Source organism: Piscinibacter sp. (genome assembly GCF_050175855.1).
GTDB lineage: Bacteria > Pseudomonadota > Gammaproteobacteria > Burkholderiales > Burkholderiaceae_C > Piscinibacter.
In genome coordinates this window covers 1-16041 of record NZ_JBFXIO010000059.1, presented here as the reverse complement: position 1 = coordinate 16041, position 16041 = coordinate 1, and the positions used below count along the sequence as shown (strand labels likewise).

General features: G+C 71.6%; 14 protein-coding genes. 6 read left to right on the top strand and 8 right to left on the bottom strand.

Annotated elements, in window-relative coordinates; genetic code table 11:
• Positions 1 to 1000 (top strand): FGGY family carbohydrate kinase (locus tag AB7U92_RS06970; protein ID WP_428575451.1); only part of this gene is annotated, 1000 nt, incomplete at its 5' end.
• Between the two features lies 1 nt (position 1001).
• Here the strand turns inward: AB7U92_RS06970 and AB7U92_RS06965 are convergent.
• Positions 1002 to 1373 (bottom strand): DUF4148 domain-containing protein, encoded by a 372-nt coding sequence (locus AB7U92_RS06965; RefSeq protein ID WP_428575450.1) that lies wholly within the window; start codon positions 1371 to 1373, stop codon positions 1002 to 1004.
• Positions 1374 to 1562: 189 nt separating this feature from the next.
• Between AB7U92_RS06965 and AB7U92_RS06960 the strand changes: the two genes are divergently transcribed.
• The 4 genes from AB7U92_RS06960 to AB7U92_RS06945 are packed head-to-tail and all read left to right on the top strand — an operon-like array spanning position 1563 to position 5735.
• On the top strand, positions 1563 to 2252 hold the full coding sequence (locus AB7U92_RS06960) for a heavy metal response regulator transcription factor (protein WP_428575449.1): 690 nt from the start codon (positions 1563 to 1565) through the stop codon (positions 2250 to 2252).
• Positions 2249 to 3589, top strand: a complete 1341-nt coding sequence (locus AB7U92_RS06955; protein WP_428575448.1) for a heavy metal sensor histidine kinase — start codon at positions 2249 to 2251, stop codon at positions 3587 to 3589. The genes AB7U92_RS06960 and AB7U92_RS06955 overlap by 4 nt, the downstream gene beginning before the upstream one ends.
• Positions 3590 to 3636: 47 nt before the next feature.
• A complete protein-coding gene (locus tag AB7U92_RS06950) occupies positions 3637 to 5097 on the top strand; it encodes a pyridoxal phosphate-dependent decarboxylase family protein (protein ID WP_428575447.1) in 1461 nt (486 codons plus the stop codon).
• Positions 5094 to 5735, top strand: a complete 642-nt coding sequence (locus tag AB7U92_RS06945; protein ID WP_428575446.1) for a glutathione S-transferase family protein — start codon at positions 5094 to 5096, stop codon at positions 5733 to 5735. The genes AB7U92_RS06950 and AB7U92_RS06945 overlap by 4 nt, the downstream gene beginning before the upstream one ends.
• On the opposite strand, the gene AB7U92_RS06940 is transcribed toward AB7U92_RS06945, so the two are convergent.
• The 6 genes from AB7U92_RS06940 to AB7U92_RS06915 form a co-directional block, all read right to left on the bottom strand.
• The gene (locus tag AB7U92_RS06940; protein WP_428575445.1) at positions 5726 to 6379 is read right to left on the bottom strand and encodes a SagB/ThcOx family dehydrogenase; all 654 of its coding nucleotides are present in this window, start codon (positions 6377 to 6379) and stop codon (positions 5726 to 5728) included. The genes AB7U92_RS06945 and AB7U92_RS06940 overlap by 10 nt on opposite strands.
• Positions 6380 to 6422: 43 nt before the next feature.
• Positions 6423 to 7757, bottom strand: a complete 1335-nt coding sequence (locus AB7U92_RS06935; protein ID WP_428575444.1) for a tetratricopeptide repeat protein — start codon at positions 7755 to 7757, stop codon at positions 6423 to 6425.
• A 244-nt stretch (positions 7758 to 8001) separates the two neighbouring features.
• Entirely contained in the window at positions 8002 to 9393 is a 1392-nt protein-coding gene (locus tag AB7U92_RS06930; RefSeq protein ID WP_428575443.1) for an amidase, read from the bottom strand.
• A 22-nt stretch (positions 9394 to 9415) separates the two neighbouring features.
• Positions 9416 to 11629: a TonB-dependent receptor plug domain-containing protein gene (locus AB7U92_RS06925; RefSeq protein ID WP_428575442.1), complete on the bottom strand. Its 2214-nt coding sequence runs from the start codon at positions 11627 to 11629 to the stop codon at positions 9416 to 9418.
• Positions 11626 to 13110 (bottom strand): ABC transporter substrate-binding protein, encoded by a 1485-nt coding sequence (locus AB7U92_RS06920; protein ID WP_428575441.1) that lies wholly within the window; start codon positions 13108 to 13110, stop codon positions 11626 to 11628. Before AB7U92_RS06920 ends, AB7U92_RS06925 begins: the two co-directional genes overlap by 4 nt.
• Complete coding sequence (locus AB7U92_RS06915; RefSeq protein WP_428575440.1) at positions 13107 to 13940, bottom strand: ATP-binding cassette domain-containing protein; 834 nt, start codon at positions 13938 to 13940, stop codon at positions 13107 to 13109. Before AB7U92_RS06915 ends, AB7U92_RS06920 begins: the two co-directional genes overlap by 4 nt.
• Positions 13941 to 14118: 178 nt before the next feature.
• Between AB7U92_RS06915 and AB7U92_RS06910 the strand changes: the two genes are divergently transcribed.
• The gene (locus AB7U92_RS06910) at positions 14119 to 15306 is read left to right on the top strand and encodes a c-type cytochrome (RefSeq protein ID WP_428575439.1); all 1188 of its coding nucleotides are present in this window, start codon (positions 14119 to 14121) and stop codon (positions 15304 to 15306) included.
• Positions 15307 to 15324: 18 nt separating this feature from the next.
• On the opposite strand, the gene AB7U92_RS06905 is transcribed toward AB7U92_RS06910, so the two are convergent.
• Positions 15325 to 15984 carry a protein-L-isoaspartate(D-aspartate) O-methyltransferase gene (locus AB7U92_RS06905; RefSeq protein ID WP_428575438.1) on the bottom strand — a complete coding sequence of 220 codons (660 nt, stop codon included), beginning with the start codon at positions 15982 to 15984 and terminating at the stop codon, positions 15325 to 15327.
• Positions 15985 to 16041 lie beyond the last annotated feature (57 nt).

Below are 16041 nucleotides of genomic sequence, written 5' to 3'. Positions count from 1 at the left end.
CACCTGGCTGATGTGGCAGCTGACCGGCGGCGCCGTACACGCCACCGACGTCAGCAATGCCTCGCGCACGCTGATGCTCAACGTGCACACCAACACCTGGGACGAGGAACTGCTCAACCTCCTCGACGTGCCGGTGGACGTGCTGCCCGCGGTGTGGCCGTCGTCACACGTGTACGGCCATGCGCGGCCCGAGCTGCTCGGCGCGGCGCTGCCGATCGGCGGCGTGGCCGGCGACCAGCAGAGCGCGCTGTTCGGGCAGGCCTGCTTCAAGGCCGGCCTGGCCAAGAACACCTACGGCACCGGCTGCTTCATGCTGATGCACACCGGCAGCCAGTTCCAGAACTCGGCCAATGGCCTGATCACGACGAGCGCGGCGCAGCCCACCGGCACGCCGGAGTTCGCCTTCGAGGGCGGCGTGTTCATCGGCGGCGCGGTGGTGCAGTGGCTGCGCGACGGGCTGCAGGCCATCAAGGGCTCGGGCGAGGTGCAGCAGCTCGCGCAGAGCGTGCCCGACTCTGGCGGCGTGATGTTCGTGCCGGCCTTCACCGGCCTGGGGGCGCCCTACTGGAAGCCCGACGCGCGTGGCGCCATCGTCGGCCTGACGCGCGGCAGCACGGTGGCGCACATCGCGCGGGCGGCGCTGGAGAGCATCGCCTTCCAGAGTGCGGCGCTGCTCACCGCGATGAGCCGCGACGCGGTGGCCAACGGCGGCGCGCCGGTGGCCGAGCTGCGCGTGGACGGCGGTGCCTGCGTCAACGACCTGCTGATGCAGTTCCAGGCCGACCTGCTCGGCATCCCGGTGGTGCGCCCGCAGGTGATCGAGACCACCGCTCTGGGCGCGGCCTACCTGGCCGGCCTGTCCAGCGGCGTGTGGCGCAGCCTCGACGAGCTCAGCGCGCAATGGCAGGTGGAGCGTCGCTTCCTGCCGACCATGCCGCGCGAGCGTGCCCAGGCGCTGATGCAGCGCTGGGAGCACGCAGTCGCGCAGGCTACGCTTTAGCTCACTGCGCGCGGGCGACCGTGCCGTCCAGCACGCGCAGGCCCTCGGCGCGGATCTGCTCGGCCTGTGCCGGCGTGGCCACGCGCACCATGCCTTCGTCGCTGCCGATCGCGCCCAGGCGCAGCGCCTCGCGGGTCTCGGCCTGCACCTGCGTGCGGCTCAGGGTCGAGGCGGCCTTGGGCGCCGTCGAGGCTTCGCCGTAGCTCGCTTGTGCGGCCGGCGCGGCCTTCAGCGTGGCGATCACTTCGGCGCGGGTGATGGAAGACTTCCACTGCGGCACCGGGAAGTCCTGCGTGGCTTCCTGGGCGAAGGCGGCGCCGGTGCCGGCGAACGAAACGACGAGGGCGGTGGCGATCAGGGTCTTGGCGTTCATGATGGTGTCCTTGGGTTGAAGTCGGTTGGGAGTCGGGAGGAGCAGTCGGTGTCTGTCGTCGACACGGAGTGAACTCTAGGAACCGACCCTCGTGCTTTCCCGAACAGCCAGATGACAAATTCGTAATCCAGCGCCGGCCGCTTCGGTGCGAACATGCGCGCCGTTGCATTGCGATCCGATTCATTCCCTATGCGCCTGCTCGTCATCGAAGACGAACCCAAGCTCGCCGACTACCTGCACAAGGGCCTGTCGGAGAACGGCTACGTGGTCGACGTGGCACGCGACGGCATCCAGGGCCGCCTGCTGGCCTGCGACGGCGAGTACGACCTCGTGCTGCTCGACCTGATGCTGCCCGGCGTCGACGGCTTCGGCGTGCTCAAGGCGATGCGCGAACGCGGCCAGCGGCCGGTGCTGATGCTGACCGCGCGCGACAAGGTGGAAGACCGCGTGCGCGGCCTGCAGGAAGGTGCCGACGACTACCTCGTCAAGCCCTTCGCCTTCTCGGAGCTGCTGGCGCGCGTGGCGGCGCTGCTGCGCCGCGGCGCCGCCAACGGCAGCGGCGCCGGCTCGGGCACGCAGCTGCGCCTGGCCGACCTCGAGCTCGACCTGGCCAGCCGCAAGGCGCACCGCGCCGGCTCGCGGCTGGACCTCACCGCCAAGGAGTTCACCCTGCTGACCCTGCTGCTGCGCCGGCGCGGCCAGGTGCTGTCGCGCACCACGCTGGCCGAACAGGTGTGGGACATGAACTTCGACTCCGACACCAACGTCGTCGAGGTGGCGGTGCGCCGGCTGCGCGCCAAGCTCGACGATCCCTTCGAGAACAAGCTGCTGCACACCGTGCGCGGCATGGGCTACGTGCTCGAGGACCGCACCGCATGAGCTCGCGCTGCAGCCATTCGATCGGCCTGCGCCTGTCGCGCAAGCTCGCGCTCGTCACCATGGTGGTGCTGGCGCTGCTGTTCACCGGGGCGTGGTTCTCGGTGAAGATGCTCATCAAGGAGAAGAACCGCGAGGAGGCGCTGTTCCGCAGCGACGTGATCGCGCAGATCCTCGCCCACGAGCTGAAGACCGGCGGCGAGCAGGCCTGTCTGGCTCGCGTGCGCGCCGATGCGGCGATGCGCGCGAGCACGCGGCTGGAGCTGTGGCGCGCCGACGGCAGCGTGTTCTACGCCGACGAGCAGGCCGGCGCGCACGCCATGTCGGCCCACACCTATGCGGTCGACTTCGACATCGCGGCACCGCAACTGGCCGGCGGGCTGCTCAAGGCGCGCTACACGATGGACTTCACCAGCGACGCCAAGTTCGGCCGCAACTGGGTGATCGTGTTCGTCGTCGTCACGCTGCTGGCCGGCACGCTGGTGGCGGCGGGCAGCTACTGGCATGTGCGGCGTGCGCTGCGGCCCTTGCGAGAACTGGCGTCGCAGACCCGCGCCATCTCGCCGAGCCGGCTCGACCAGCGGCTGCATCTCGACGACCCGGCCGAGGAGCTGCTGCCCTGGATCGAGCAGTTCAACGAACTCATGGTGCGGCTGGAAGGCGCCGTGGCGCAGCTCGAGGGCTTCAACGCCGACGTGGCGCACGAGCTGCGCACGCCGCTGGCCGCGCTGATCGGCCACACCGAGGTGGCGCTGTCGCGCGACCGCCCGGCCGAGGAGCTGCGCGACACGCTGCTGTCCAACCTCGAGGAGGCGCAGCGCCTGTCGGCGATGGTCAACGACATGCTGTTCCTCTCGCAGGCCGACCGCGGCGCTACCGCGCGGCGCGGCGCGCGCGCGAGCCTGGCGGCGCTGGCCGCGCAGGTGATCGAGTTCCACGAGGCGATGCTCGAGGAGGCCGGATTGACGGCGCGTGTCGACGGCGACGCCGACGCGGCGGTCGACGAGCCGCTGGTCAAGCGGGCGCTGTCCAACCTGCTGTCCAACGCGGTGCGCTTCGCGCCGCGCGGCTCGACGGTCGTGGTGCGCATCGCGCCCGATGCGGACCAGCAGCTGCGCGTGGAGGTGGAGAACGCCGGCGAGACGATCGCGCCGCAGCACCTGCCGCGCCTGTTCGACCGCTTCTTCCGTGCCGATGCCGCGCGGCCCGACGGCCAGTCGCACCACGGCCTGGGTCTGGCCATCGTGGCGGCGATCGCGCGCATGCACGCCGGCCGGCCGCTGGCCGAATCGGCGGCGGGGCGCACGCGCGTCGGCTTCACGCTGCTCGGGCAGGCCTGAGCGAAGGCGCATCATGGCGCCCCCGCACGGTTGCGGGAGAGTCCGCCATGAATGCACACGACGAAGCGACGCTGGACCCCGACGACTGGTCGGCCGCACGTGCCCTGGCCCACCGCGCGGTCGACGAGGCCATCGACCACCTCGCCAGCGTGCGCGAGCGCCCGGCCTGGCGCGAGCCGCCGGTCGAGGTGCACCGCGCCTTCGATCAGCCGTTGCCGCAGGGCCCGACGCCGCTGGCCGAGGTCTACCGCGAGTTCAGCGAGCGCGTGCGCCCCTACCCGATGGGCAACATCCATCCGCGCTTCTGGGCCTGGTTCATGGGCGCAGGCAGCTTCACCGGCGCACTGGCCGACTTCCTCGCCGCGGTGGACGGCAGCAACCTCGGCGGCGGCCACACCGCGCCGGCGCTGGTCGACCGGCAGGTGGTGCGCTGGCTGCGCGAGGCGGTGGGCTTTCCCGACAGCGCCAGCGGCACGCTGACCAACGGCGGTTCGGCCGCCAACCTGGTCGCGCTCACGGTGGCGCGCAACGCGAAGGCGGGTGTCGACGTGCGCGCGGTTGGCGTCATGGCCTTACCGAAGCCGCTGCGCTTCTACGCGTCGGACCAGGTGCACAGTTGCCACCAGAAGGCGCTGGAGGTGCTCGGCCTGGGCCGGCAGGCGCTGCACCTCGTGGCGACGGATGCGGCTCAGCGCATCGACCTCGCCGCGCTGAAGGCCGCGGTCGACGAAGACCGCGCCGCCGGGCTGCAGCCCGCCGCGGTGATCGCCAGTGCCGGCACCGTCAACACCGGCGCGGTCGACGACCTGCGCGCGCTGGGCGCGTTCTGCCGCCGCGAGGGGCTGTGGTTCCACGTCGACGGCTGCATCGGTGCGTTGCTGCGCATCGCGCCCAAGCACCGTCATCTGGTCGATGGCATCGAGGCGGCCGATTCGGTGGCGCTCGACCCGCACAAGTGGCTGCACGCGCCCTTCGACGTCGGCTGCGCGCTGGTGCGCGACGCGCAGGCGCACCACGGCAGCTTCGCGCTGCACCCCGAATACCTGGAACAGCACCCGCGCGGCATCGCCGGCGCGCCGCATCTGTTCGACTACGGCATCGAGCTCAGCCGCAGCTTCCGCGCGCTGAAGGTGTGGATGATGCTCAAGGAGCATGGCATCGAGGCCTTCGGCCGGCTGATCGACCAGAACATCGCGCAGGCGAAATACCTCGCGCAGCGCATCGAGGCCGAGCCGCGGCTGGAACTGATGGCGCCGGTGGCCACCAATATCGTCTGCTTCCGCCACCGCCTGCCCGGCGGCGACGAGGCGGCGCACAAGCGCCTGAACACCGAGATCCTGCTGCGCATCCAGGAGTCGGGCCTGGCCGTGCCCACCGACACCACGCTGGCCGGGCGCCATGCGCTGCGCGTGGCGATCGCCAACCACCGCACCCGCCGTGGCGACCTCGACATGCTGGTCGATGCCGTGCTGCACCACGGCGCGCTGCTGCAGAATGCCGCCGCATGAAACAGCTGCACTACTTCCCCGGCAACGCCAGCATGACGCCGCACATGCTGCTCGTGGATCTCGGCGTTCCCTTCGAGCGCGTGCTGGTTGACCGCACCACCAACGCGCACCGCTCGCCGGAGTACCTGAAGCTCAATCCGAATGGCAAGATCCCGGTGCTGGTCGACGGCGACCTCGTGCTCTACGAGACCGGCGCCATCGTGCTGCACCTGGTCGACACGCACGCCGGCGCCGGCCTTGCGCCGGCCGTCGGCACGGCCGAACGCGCGCAGTTCTACAAGTGGCTGCTGTGGCTGGCGAACACGCTGCAGGCCGAGATGCCGTTGTACTTCTACAGCGACCGCTGGGCCGACGATGCCGCCGGTGCGGCACAGGTGAAGAAGCATGCCGAAGCGCACATCGCCGGCATGATCGACCAGCTCGAAGCCGAGTTCGCGCGCCATGGCGGGCCGTGGTTCGCCGGCGAGCGCTTCAGTGCGCTCGACCCCTACGTGTTCATGCTGTGCCGCTGGACGCGCGCCATGCAGCGCCCGGCGCGCACCCTGCCGCACCTGGCCGCCTACCTGCAGCGCATGCTGGCGCGGCCGGCAGTGCAGCGGGTGTTCGCCAGCGAGGGCCTGTCGCAGCCCTACGTCTGAGCCGCGGGCAGGCCGACGGTCTGCGCCAGCAGCAGCTGGTGGTCGGCGCCCAGCCCCATCGCCTCGCCGAGCGCGCGGTGGTCGAACCAGGCGCGGATCACCGCGGCCAGACCCTGCGAGGCGCAGCACAGGTAGACGTTCTGCGCCATCGCCCCGGCCGCCGCGAAGGCGAACGCCTCGCGCTGTGCGGCCGGTACCAGCTTCATGCGCGCATGGTCGGCCACGTAGACCAGGTCCAGCGGCGCGGTGTCGACGAAATCCTGGTAGCCGGTGACGCGGCGCACGTCGGCCGCCACGACGCGCACCAGCGCATGGGACGGCGGGTCGTAGCGGTACAGGCCGGTGGCCATCGCCGCATAGACCTCCACCTCCTGTGCATTGAGCGCACTCGGTGCGGTGCGGCCGCCGAGGTCGGGCCGGTTGATGCCGGCGGCGGCCCACAGCACGTCGGCCAGCTGCTGCGGCGACAGCGGCCCGGGCGAGAACTCACGCTGCGACTGGCGCTGCATCAGCGCCTCGAACAGCGGGCGGCCGCCGCGGCGCTGGGCGGCGGGCAGCGGCACGGTCTGCGCTGCGTCGGCCGCGGCAGGCTGGGGCTTGAGCTGGCCCATCAGGCCGAGGGCGAGCTTGGTCAGGGTGTTCATGGCGCCAGCGTAGGCCGCGGCGCGCCGCCCGCATTGCGTGGCGTCAAGCGCGCGCCGCGAGACCGAGCTGGCGGCGCCAGTGGTCGACCTGTGGCGTCTCGCCGCGGGCCATCACCCGTTCGTTGAGCAGCGCGCAGCCGAGCGCGCGCTGGCCGCCGGGCAGCGAACAGGCGGCCAGCAGCGTCAGGTCGATCAGGTCGCGCTGCGCATGGCTGCCGCCGAAGCGATGTGCCGTGTCTCGCAGCGGCGCGAGCAGGGCAATGGCGGTGGCGGCGTCGCCGGCATCGAAGGCGAGCAGCGCGCGCATCAGCGGCAGGCCGACCTCGCGCGCCATCGCGGCGTTGCTCTCGCTGCCGCGTTCGGCGCGGCGCTGCACGGCCGCCAGCAGTGCTTGCGCGGCGGCGGCATCGCCGGTGCCGACCAGCGCCATCAGCGCATGCGCGTCGTTGAAGGCCGAGTGGCCGGCGTCGCGTGGTGTCAGGTCCCAGCCCTGGGCGAGATCGGCCCAGCGCGCACCGACGTCCGCTCCGAGCAGCCGCAGCCGCCACAGCAGCGCCGCACCGTCCAGACGCTGCAGCGTGAGCACGGCATGGGCGCTGCCCTGGTGCGCGTCGTGCAGCTGCAGCGCCCCGTCGAGGTCCATCGCCTCGAGGTGGAACAGCGCCAGGTGCCACCACAGGTGGCCGGCGAAGCCGTTGCCCTCGGCCCAGCGCGGGCGCTGGCCGCGCAGCCAGGCCTGGCCCTCGGCATAGCGGCCCTGCATTTCCATCACGTGGGCCACCGCATGCGTGGCCCAGGGCACCTTGGCATCGCCCGAGGCGGCCTCGCGGCCCACCGCCTCGGCCTGCGCGTAATGACCGCACTCCTCCAGTCCGAAGGCGTGCATGCCGAGCAGGTAGGGGCGCAACGGGTCGTCGGCGGGCCATTCGGGCAGCACGCGCGCCACGCGGCCGCGCAGGTTGCGCGCGTCGCCGCGGTAGAAGTCGAACAGGTGCGCCCACTGCAGCGCATACAGGTCGCGCGGGTGGTCGAGCAGGATCTGCTCCCAGGCGGCGCACGCGCCGTGCCAGTCGCCGGAGGCGCAGCGGCTCGCCGCGGCCCAGTGGGCGCGCTCGCGCTCGGGGGCGTTGGCGGCCAGCAGGTCGGCCTGCTCGAGCGCAGCGCGGGCGTCGGCCAGCAGTGAGGGTTCGGTGAGCGTGAGCAGGAAGCTCGCGCGCATGACGTGCGGCAGCATCCAGCCGGGGTCGGCGGCGATCGCGGCGTCGAGGTCGGCGATCGGTGCATCGAAGAACGAGCACATGCGCCACAGGGCGGTTTCGGCGTGCTGCAGTGCTTCCTGGGAAGCGGTGCCGACGGGGTTGTCGCGGCTGTCGTTCATGGTGCTCGCCTTCACCGAGCACGGCGAGGCCAGCGGCTGCCGGTCTGCGCGCCGCCCGATATCGGTGCTCGACCGGCAGCCCCTGGCCTCGCCGAGGCGGCATCGACCCCCGCGGAGCACGGAGAGCGCCGGTGGCACGGTGTCGGCCGGGGGGGGCGGGCGAGCACGGATATCGGGCCGCGCACAGCCCGGCCCCCCCGGCCGGCGCCGCGCTCCGAAGTGGCCATCGACAAGGGACCGCTCATCACACCGGTGCCGCCGGCCACGCCCGCTGCGCCGGGCGGATCCGCTCCCACAGCTGCGCCACCTGCAGCACGCCCAGGTCGTCGTGCCGGTGGCCGGTGATCTGCAGGCCGATCGGCAGGCCCGCCGCGGTGAAGCCGCAGTTGATGCTCGCCGAGGGCTGCTCGCTCATGTTGAAGGGCAGCGTGAAGCCGATGTGCTCCAGCGGCCGCGCCGGGTCGTTGGTGGGCGAAGGCCACTCGGCGGCATAGGCCACCACCGGCGAGGTCGGGCTGATCACCACGTCGAAGGGTGCGCAGGCGGCCACCGCGGCCTCGCGCATCGCGCCCATCTGGCTGTAGCCGCGGAACACCTGCTCGCCACTGAGGTCCGCGCCGCCGCGCGCCCACTCGAGGATGAAGGGCAGCACCTTCGCACGCCGCTCCTGCGGCAGCGCGGAGATGTCGAGCCAGCTGCGGCAGCGCCAGAAGGCGTCCATGCCGTCGATCATCGCCCGCGTCATGAAGGGCGCCACCGGCTCGACGATCGCACCGGCCTCCTCGAAGCGCTTCGCGGCGGCCTCCACCGCGGCGCGGGTCTCGGGCTCTACAGGCAGGCCCCAGCCGGCGTCGAGCTGCAAGCCGATGCGCAGGCCCTTCGCCTCGCGGTGCAACTGCTGCCAGGCGATCTCCTGCCAGGGCAGGCTCATGGTGTCGCGCGCGTCGGGGCGGCTGAGCACGCCCATCATCAGCGCGGCGTCGGCCACCGTACGCGTCATCGGCCCGGCGACGCGGCCGGCGTAGGGCGGGTAGATCGGGATGCGCCCGAGGCTGGGCTTGAGCGCGAAGATGCCGCACCAAGCCGCCGGCAGCCGCACCGAGCCGCCGATGTCGGTGCCGATGTGCAGCGGCCCGTAGCCGGCCGCCGCGGCTGCGCCCGCCCCGGCGCTGCTGCCGCCGGGGTTCTTCGTCCGATCCCAGGGGTTGCGCGTCAGCGGGTGGAAGCTCGACAGGCCCGAGGACAGCATGCCGTAGTCGGGCATCGTCGTCTTGCCGAGGATCACCGCCCCCGCCTCGCGCAGCCGGGCGGCGGGCGGTGCGTCCTGCGCGGCCGGCACCAGCTCGGTGGCGGCGGTGCCCAGCGGCACCGGCACGCCCTGGGTCGCGATGTTCTCCTTGATCGTCGCCGGCACGCCGTCGAGCGCGCCCAGCGGCTCGCCGCGGATCCAGCGCGCCTGCGAGGCCTCGGCCTGGATCAGCGCGGCCTCGGCGTCGAGCGCGTAGGTGGCATGCAGCAGCGGCTCCCAGCGCGCGATGTGCCGCAGCACGTCGCGCGTGGCCTCGACGGGCGAGGCGGCCTTGCGCTGGTAGAGGTCGAGCAGCTCGACGGCGCTCAGTTCATGCAGATCGGCCATCCGGCCACTGTAGCGCGGCCGCTCAGAGCCGCATCTCCAGCCGCAGCGTGGCACTGGTGTCGGTGCGTCCGGCGCTGGCCACACGCTGCCACTGCGTGCCCTGCAGCACGTTCGAGCTGCTGATGCTGTCGATCGGCGTCAGGTTGGCCAGCGACAGGCGCAGCCGCGTCTCGCTGTCGATCTGCCACAGCACATAGGCGTCGAGCACCCGGCGCAGCCCGGTCTCCTGGCTCTGCAGCTCGGTCAGCTGGGTGCGATAGCCGGGCGTGAGGCCGAGCGAGCCGCCCACGGTCCACGGCGTGCCGGGCAGCCGGTAGTCGGCGCCGAGGTTGCCCACTGCGCGCGGCTGCTGGTCGATGCGGTTGTCCGGCCCCGGCACCGAGTCGACGCGCGAACGGTACAGGCTCAGGTTCATGCGCAGGTCGAGTGCCGGCGCGTCGGCCCGCAGCTCGGTCAGACGGAACTTGGCGTCGAACTCGACGCCCTGCGCGGTGGCGCGGCCGAGGTTGCGCGGCCGCGAGACCCAGCGTGGTTCGTCGGCCCAGGCCACGTCTTCCAGCGCGGTGACGTTGCGGATCAGGTCGCGGATGCGGCGGTGGAACAGGTTCACCGACAGCACGCCGCCCTTGTCGAGATAGCGTTCGAACGCGAGGTCGATGCCGTGCGACTGCTCCGGCTCCAGTTCCGGATTGCCGGCGCGGTCGGGTGACGAGGCGACGTTGCCGCCCGGCACCGGGTACAGCGTGTTCAGCGTCGGCAGCGCGATCAGGTTGCGCAGCGTTGGCGCGCGATAGCTCTGCGTCAGCGACAGGCGCAGCTGGTCGCGCTTCGGCGCGTTGAAGCGCCACACCAGGTGGGCCAGCGGCGAGACCACCATGCTGCGGTTGTCCGTCGCCGAGCCGCCGCTGTCGCTGCGGGTGTGGATCGACTCGACCCGCACGCCGGCATAGGCCCCCCAGTTCGGCGCCAGATCCCACTCGTCCTGTAGGTAGACGGCCTGGCGCAGCGTGCGCGCGCCGATGCCGGTGCCGGCGGCGGCTTCCTGCAGCTGCCCGTCCAGCCAGGTGGCGGAGGTCTCGTCGCGCTGCGTGCCCTCGCTCTCCCACCCGCCCACGAGGCTGTGGCCGCCGCCCAGGCTGTGCATCAGCTTGCCGGCGAGCGACCAGGAGGTGTCCGAGAACGAGGTCGCGATGCGGATCTGGCGCACGCGCGAGCCGTCGGCGGCGAACTGCGTCAGCGTCGAGCCGCTGTCCAGCGCGAAGCGGCCGGCACCGCCGCGCAGTTCGATGCGCGTGTCCGGGCCGACGCGTCGCGTGAGCTGCAGGTTCAGCCGGGCGATGTCGAAGTCGGAGCCCCCCTCGCCGCTGCTGGCGGCGTAGGGCGTGGCTGGCGCCGCGCCGATGGCCTCAAGCTCGCTGGCGCTCGCCGTGCGCGAGGTGCCGCGCATCACAAAGGGCTGCAGTACGAGCTGCTCGCCGGGCCCAAGACGCCACTGGATGCGCGACGACGCGTTCAGCCGCCGCCGCATCACGAACAGCGTATCGTCGTCGAGCTGGTCCAGCGCCACCGCGCCGCTGGACAGGTCGCTGAAGGTCGTGCGCGCCTGGGTGTCGGTGCGTTCGCGGCTCTCGCTCGCATTGACGGTCAGGTTGAAGCTGCCGTCCTCGCCGAACACGCCGTCGCGCGAGACCGAAAGCTGTGGCGAGACGCGCCCGCGGTCGACGGTGATCGCCGGCCGCACGTCGGTGTTGCGCTTGCGCAGCGGCTCGCGCAGCACGATGTTGATGGTGCCGGCGATGGCGCGCGTGCCGGTCTCGGCGGTCGGCGCACGCATCAGCTCGATGCGCTCGACCACGTCGGGCGAGAGCTGCTCGACCGAGAAGCCCGGCGGCGGCCGCTCGCCGTCGATCAGGATCTGCGTGTAGCCGCTGCCCATGCCGCGCATGCGCAGGTCACCGCCGCGCCCCGGCCGGCCGCCCTGGGTGACGCCGGGCAGGCGGCGGATCACCTCGCCGACATTGCTGTCGCCGTACTGCTCGATCTCCTCGCGGCCGATGACGATCTTCGCCGCACTGGCGTTGCGGCGCATCTCGGTCGGGTCGTTGCGGCGGGCGCGGATCTCGACCGACTCCAGGGTGGCCTGCGGTGCCGAGGCGGGCGCGGCCGGCGGTGCCGGCTGGGCATGCGCCAGCGACGCCGCGGCCAGCGCGGCGAAAGCGAACGGAGCGGGCTTCACCAGCTGAGTGCAGCCAGGTCGTTGGCGAAGATCGGCGAGCTGCTCCACAGGCCCTTGAGCGGCTTGCGCGCCACCGCGAACTGCGGCAGCTGGAACAGGTAGGCGTTGACCTGGTCTTCGGCCAGCCGGCGCTGGATGTCGCCGACGACCTTCAGCCGCGCCTTGGCATCGGTGGTGGCGTTGTAGGTGGCCAGCAGGTCGCGGAAGGCCTTGCTGTCGTAGCCCCAGTAGTAGTTCGGGTCGGCGTAGCGGTCGAAGTCCAGCGGCTCGACGTGGCTGATGATGGTCAGGTCGTAGTTGCCCTTGAACGCGCCGGACAGCCACTGCGCCCACTCGACGTTCTCGATCTTCGCGTTGATGCCCACCTTGGCCAGCTGCGCCGCGACGATCTCGCCCCCCTTGCGCGCGTACTGCGGCGGCGGCAGCGTCAGCGTCACGTTCAGCGGCGTGGCCACGCCGGCTTCCTTGAGCAGCCGCTTCGCCTTCTCGGGGTCGTGCGGGCTCATGGCGGTGAGGTCGACGTAGCCGGCGTCGCTGGGCACCAGGTGGCTGCCGATCGGCGCGCCGTGGCCCTCCATCGCGCCGTCGATGATCGCCTTGCGGTCGACCGCCGCCGCGATGGCGCGGCGCACGCGCACGTCGTCGAAGGGCTTGCGCTTGTTGTTGATGGCCACGATGGTCTTGCCGCCGGTGCCGCCGATGGCCACGGTGAAGCGCTTGTCGGCCTGGAACTGCGGCAGGTTCTGCGGCGCGCCGAAGCGCGGCATGCCGTCGATGTCGCCGGCCAGCAGCGCCGACACCTGGGCGGCCGGGTCGCTGATGAAGCGGTACGTCACCCGCTTCATCTTCACCGCGGCGGCATTGCGGTAGTCGTTGTTCTTCACCAACGTGATCGATGCGCCCTTCTTCCAGTCGGCAAACACGAAGGGGCCGGTGCCCACCGGCCTGGTCGCGGTGGTGGGTGCGCTCTTCGGGTCGAGGATGGCGGCGGTGGCTTCGCCCATGCGGAACAGGAAATTGCCGTCGGCGCGCTCGAGCAGCACGATCACGGTGTGCGCATCGGGTGTCTCGATGCGGCTGATGTTGTCGAACACCGATTTCTTGGCCTTGTTGGTGGAGCCCTCCGCCTTGGCACGCTCGAAGCTGAACTTCACGTCGCTGGCGTCGAAGGCCTCGCCGTCGTGGAACTTCACGCCGCGCCGAAGCTTGAAGGTGTAGACCCGGCCGTCGGGGGCGACCGTCCAGCCCTCGGCCAGCAGCGGGCTCACCGAGCCGTCCATGCCGATCTTCGTCAGGCCCTCCAGCACGCTCATGTGCACCACCTCGCCGATGGCGGCGGCCGAGGCCATGGTCGGATCCAGCCCCGGTGCCGGCTCGAGCACCATGCCCAGCACCACGCTGTCCTTGCGCCCTTGGGCGGAAGCGGTGACGGCCAGCGACGCGATCAATGCGGTGAACAGGAAACGAAGCGGACGTTTCATTTCGGCTCCTCGATGACGGGCGCCACTGTAGCGGAGGCTGCGAATTCAGGCTCGTGGGCGGCCATCAGTGCGCGGGTGTACGGATGCTGCGGGTCGCGGAAGATGCGCGCCGTCTCGCCGCGCTCGACGATGCGGCCATGCTGCATCACCACCACCTCGTCGCAGACATGGTCGACCACCGCGAGGTCGTGGCTGATGAGCAGGTAGGTCACGCCGTAGCGCTGCTGCAGATCGATCAGCAGGTTGAGCACCTGGGCCTGCACCGACACGTCGAGCGCGCTGACCGGCTCGTCGGCGACGATCAGCTTCGGCTTCGTGATCAGCGCACGCGCGATGGCAATGCGCTGGCGCTGGCCGCCGGAGAATTCGTGCGCGTACTTGCGCGCGTCGCTCGCGCGCAGGCCCACCGCCTCGAGCACCTCGGCCACAGCGCGCTCGCGCTCGGCGCCGCTGCCCTGCCACAGCGGCTCGGCGACGATGCGGCCGACCTGCTGGCGCGGATCGAGCGAGCCGTAGGGGTCCTGGAAGACCATCTGGAAGTCGCGCCGCGCCTCGCGCAGCGCGGCGGCGCCGAGCGCGTTCAGGTCGCGGCCGAGAAACTCGACGCGGCCGGCACTCGGCGGCTCCAGCGCCATCGCGATACGCGCCAGCGTCGACTTGCCCGAGCCCGATTCGCCGACGACGCCGAGGCTGCGGCCGCGCTCGATCGAGAGGCTGACGCCTCGCAGCGCTTCGACCACCGGCGCAGGCGACAACAGCCGCTCGCGCGGCAAGGTGTATCGGCGCGTGACGTCGTGCAACGCAAGCAGGGTCGGCGATGGGTTGGCCATGCCGGGAATCATGCCCGACGCCCAACAGGTTCGTAAGCAGGCATCGCAGCAGGCCGCAAAGCTGTGACCGAGGTAAGGGTGCCGGATACATGTGGGAAAGCATCCCATCACGGCCTTATGGTTCGCGCCGCCGGGCATCGTGTCCGCGCCAAGTCACACAGAACAGAGGATGTCGAGCATGAAGGCAAGCACCATGAAGTCGTTGAAGCTGACCGCGCTGAGCCTGGCCGCGGCCGTGTTGTTCGGTTGCGGTGGTGGCGGCGGCACGCCGGGCGCGGCGGGTGCCGACGCCTCGGTCGTGATCGTGAGCGATTCGGCCTCGGCACTGCGCGTGAGCCTGGCCGGCGCATCCGGAAGCGGCGACAGCTCGCCGTCGACGGTGCTGTCGCAGGCGCAATACACGTTCTCGGCCAACGTCACCGCCGGCCAGCACGCGGGCCAGACCATCACCGGCACGCTGCTGCTCAAGACCGAGCAGGAAGACGGCGAGACCGAGGTCGAAGGCCTGCTGGTGCCCACCACCGCCGCCGCGAGCGACGGGTCGGGCGGGAGCGCGGCGAGCGCGCAGGCCGAGGCGCTGCGCGAGCAGCTCAAGGCCACGCTGCGCGACTTGCGGTCGGCCTATCGCAGCGACGTGCGGGCCCTGCTCGAGACGCTGAAGGCCGCGCTCGAGGCCGGACGGCCCACCGACGGGAGCCGCGAACTGACAGCGGCACAGAAGGAGGCGATCGAGGCCTTCAAGGCGGCCTTCGCCGAACGGACCTCACGCTACGAGGGCGACGTGGCGGTCGCCGTCCAGGACGTGCGCGCGCAGCTCGAGGCCCTCGGCGTGACCCTGGCCGACCGGCGCGGGCATCGCGATGACGAGGACGACGACGGACGCCGCGAGATGCGCGGTTTCCCCGTCAAGGGCACGATCGACGCCAACGGCCAGCTCGTGCTGAAGATCCGCTACGGCAAGCGCAGCGTGGTGCAGGCCATCGGCACCGTGGCGGCGGATGGCAGCCTGAGCGGCAGCTTCACCGGTCCGGGGGCCGACGACAGCGGCACCTGGAGCGCGACTGCTGCCACACCCACAACTGCACCCGCACCCGCACCCGCAACTGCACCCGCACCCGCACCCGCACCTGCACCTGCACCGGCACCGGCACCGACGGGCGATGTGGCGTCAGGTCTGTCGCTGTACAGCGCCAACTGCAGCGGCTGTCACGGCAACAGCAAGGCCAGCGCGACGCAGGCCAACACGGCCGCAAAGCTCCAGTCGGTGCTCGCCAGCGTGAACAACCACGTCAACGCCGGCTTGAACACGCGCTTCGACCAGCAGCAGCTGCTCGACTTGGCGGCCTACATCGCCAGCCCGAAGTGAGTACAGAGTCGGCCCGGCTCAGCCGGGCCACCCCTGCGCACCGGTCAACGGCACAAAGCGCACGCCCATCAGCACCTCGCGGTGCTCGCTGTGCTCCCCGGTGCGAGTGAGCCGTACCAGTTGCTGGTGGCCGTCGAGCTCGCCCACCGGCATCACCAGCCGTCCACCCACGGCCAGCTGGGCCTTCAGCGCCGCTGGCACCTCGGGTCCGGCGGCGGTGACGACGATCGCGTCGTAGGGCGCGGCCTCGGGCCAGCCGAGCGTGCCGTCGGCGCAGTGCACGTGCACGTTGGCCACGCCGAGCGCGGCCAGCGTCCCACTGGCGTGCTCGGCGAGCAAGGCAATGCGCTCGACCGTGTGCACTTCGCGCGCCAGCTGGGCCAGAACCGCGGCGGCGTAGCCCGAGCCGGAGCCGATCTCGAGCACGCGTTCGTCGCCCTGCAACTGCAGCGCCTCGCTCATGAAGGCGACGATGTAGGGCTGCGAGATGGTCTGCCCGGCCTCGATCGGCAGCGGGTTGTCGTCGCAGGCCTGGGCCTGCCAGCCGGGGCGCACGAAGCGCTCGCGCGGCACCTCGCGCATCGCCTGCAGCACGCGCGGATCGTGCACGCCGCGGTCTTCGATCTGGTTGCGCACCATCGCGTCGCGGCGGGCGGCGAAGTCGGTGTCGTGGCTCATGGCGAGGCCTCCTCGATGCGGATGCAGCGAGCCAAGTGACGGTCGCCGACCGTGGCC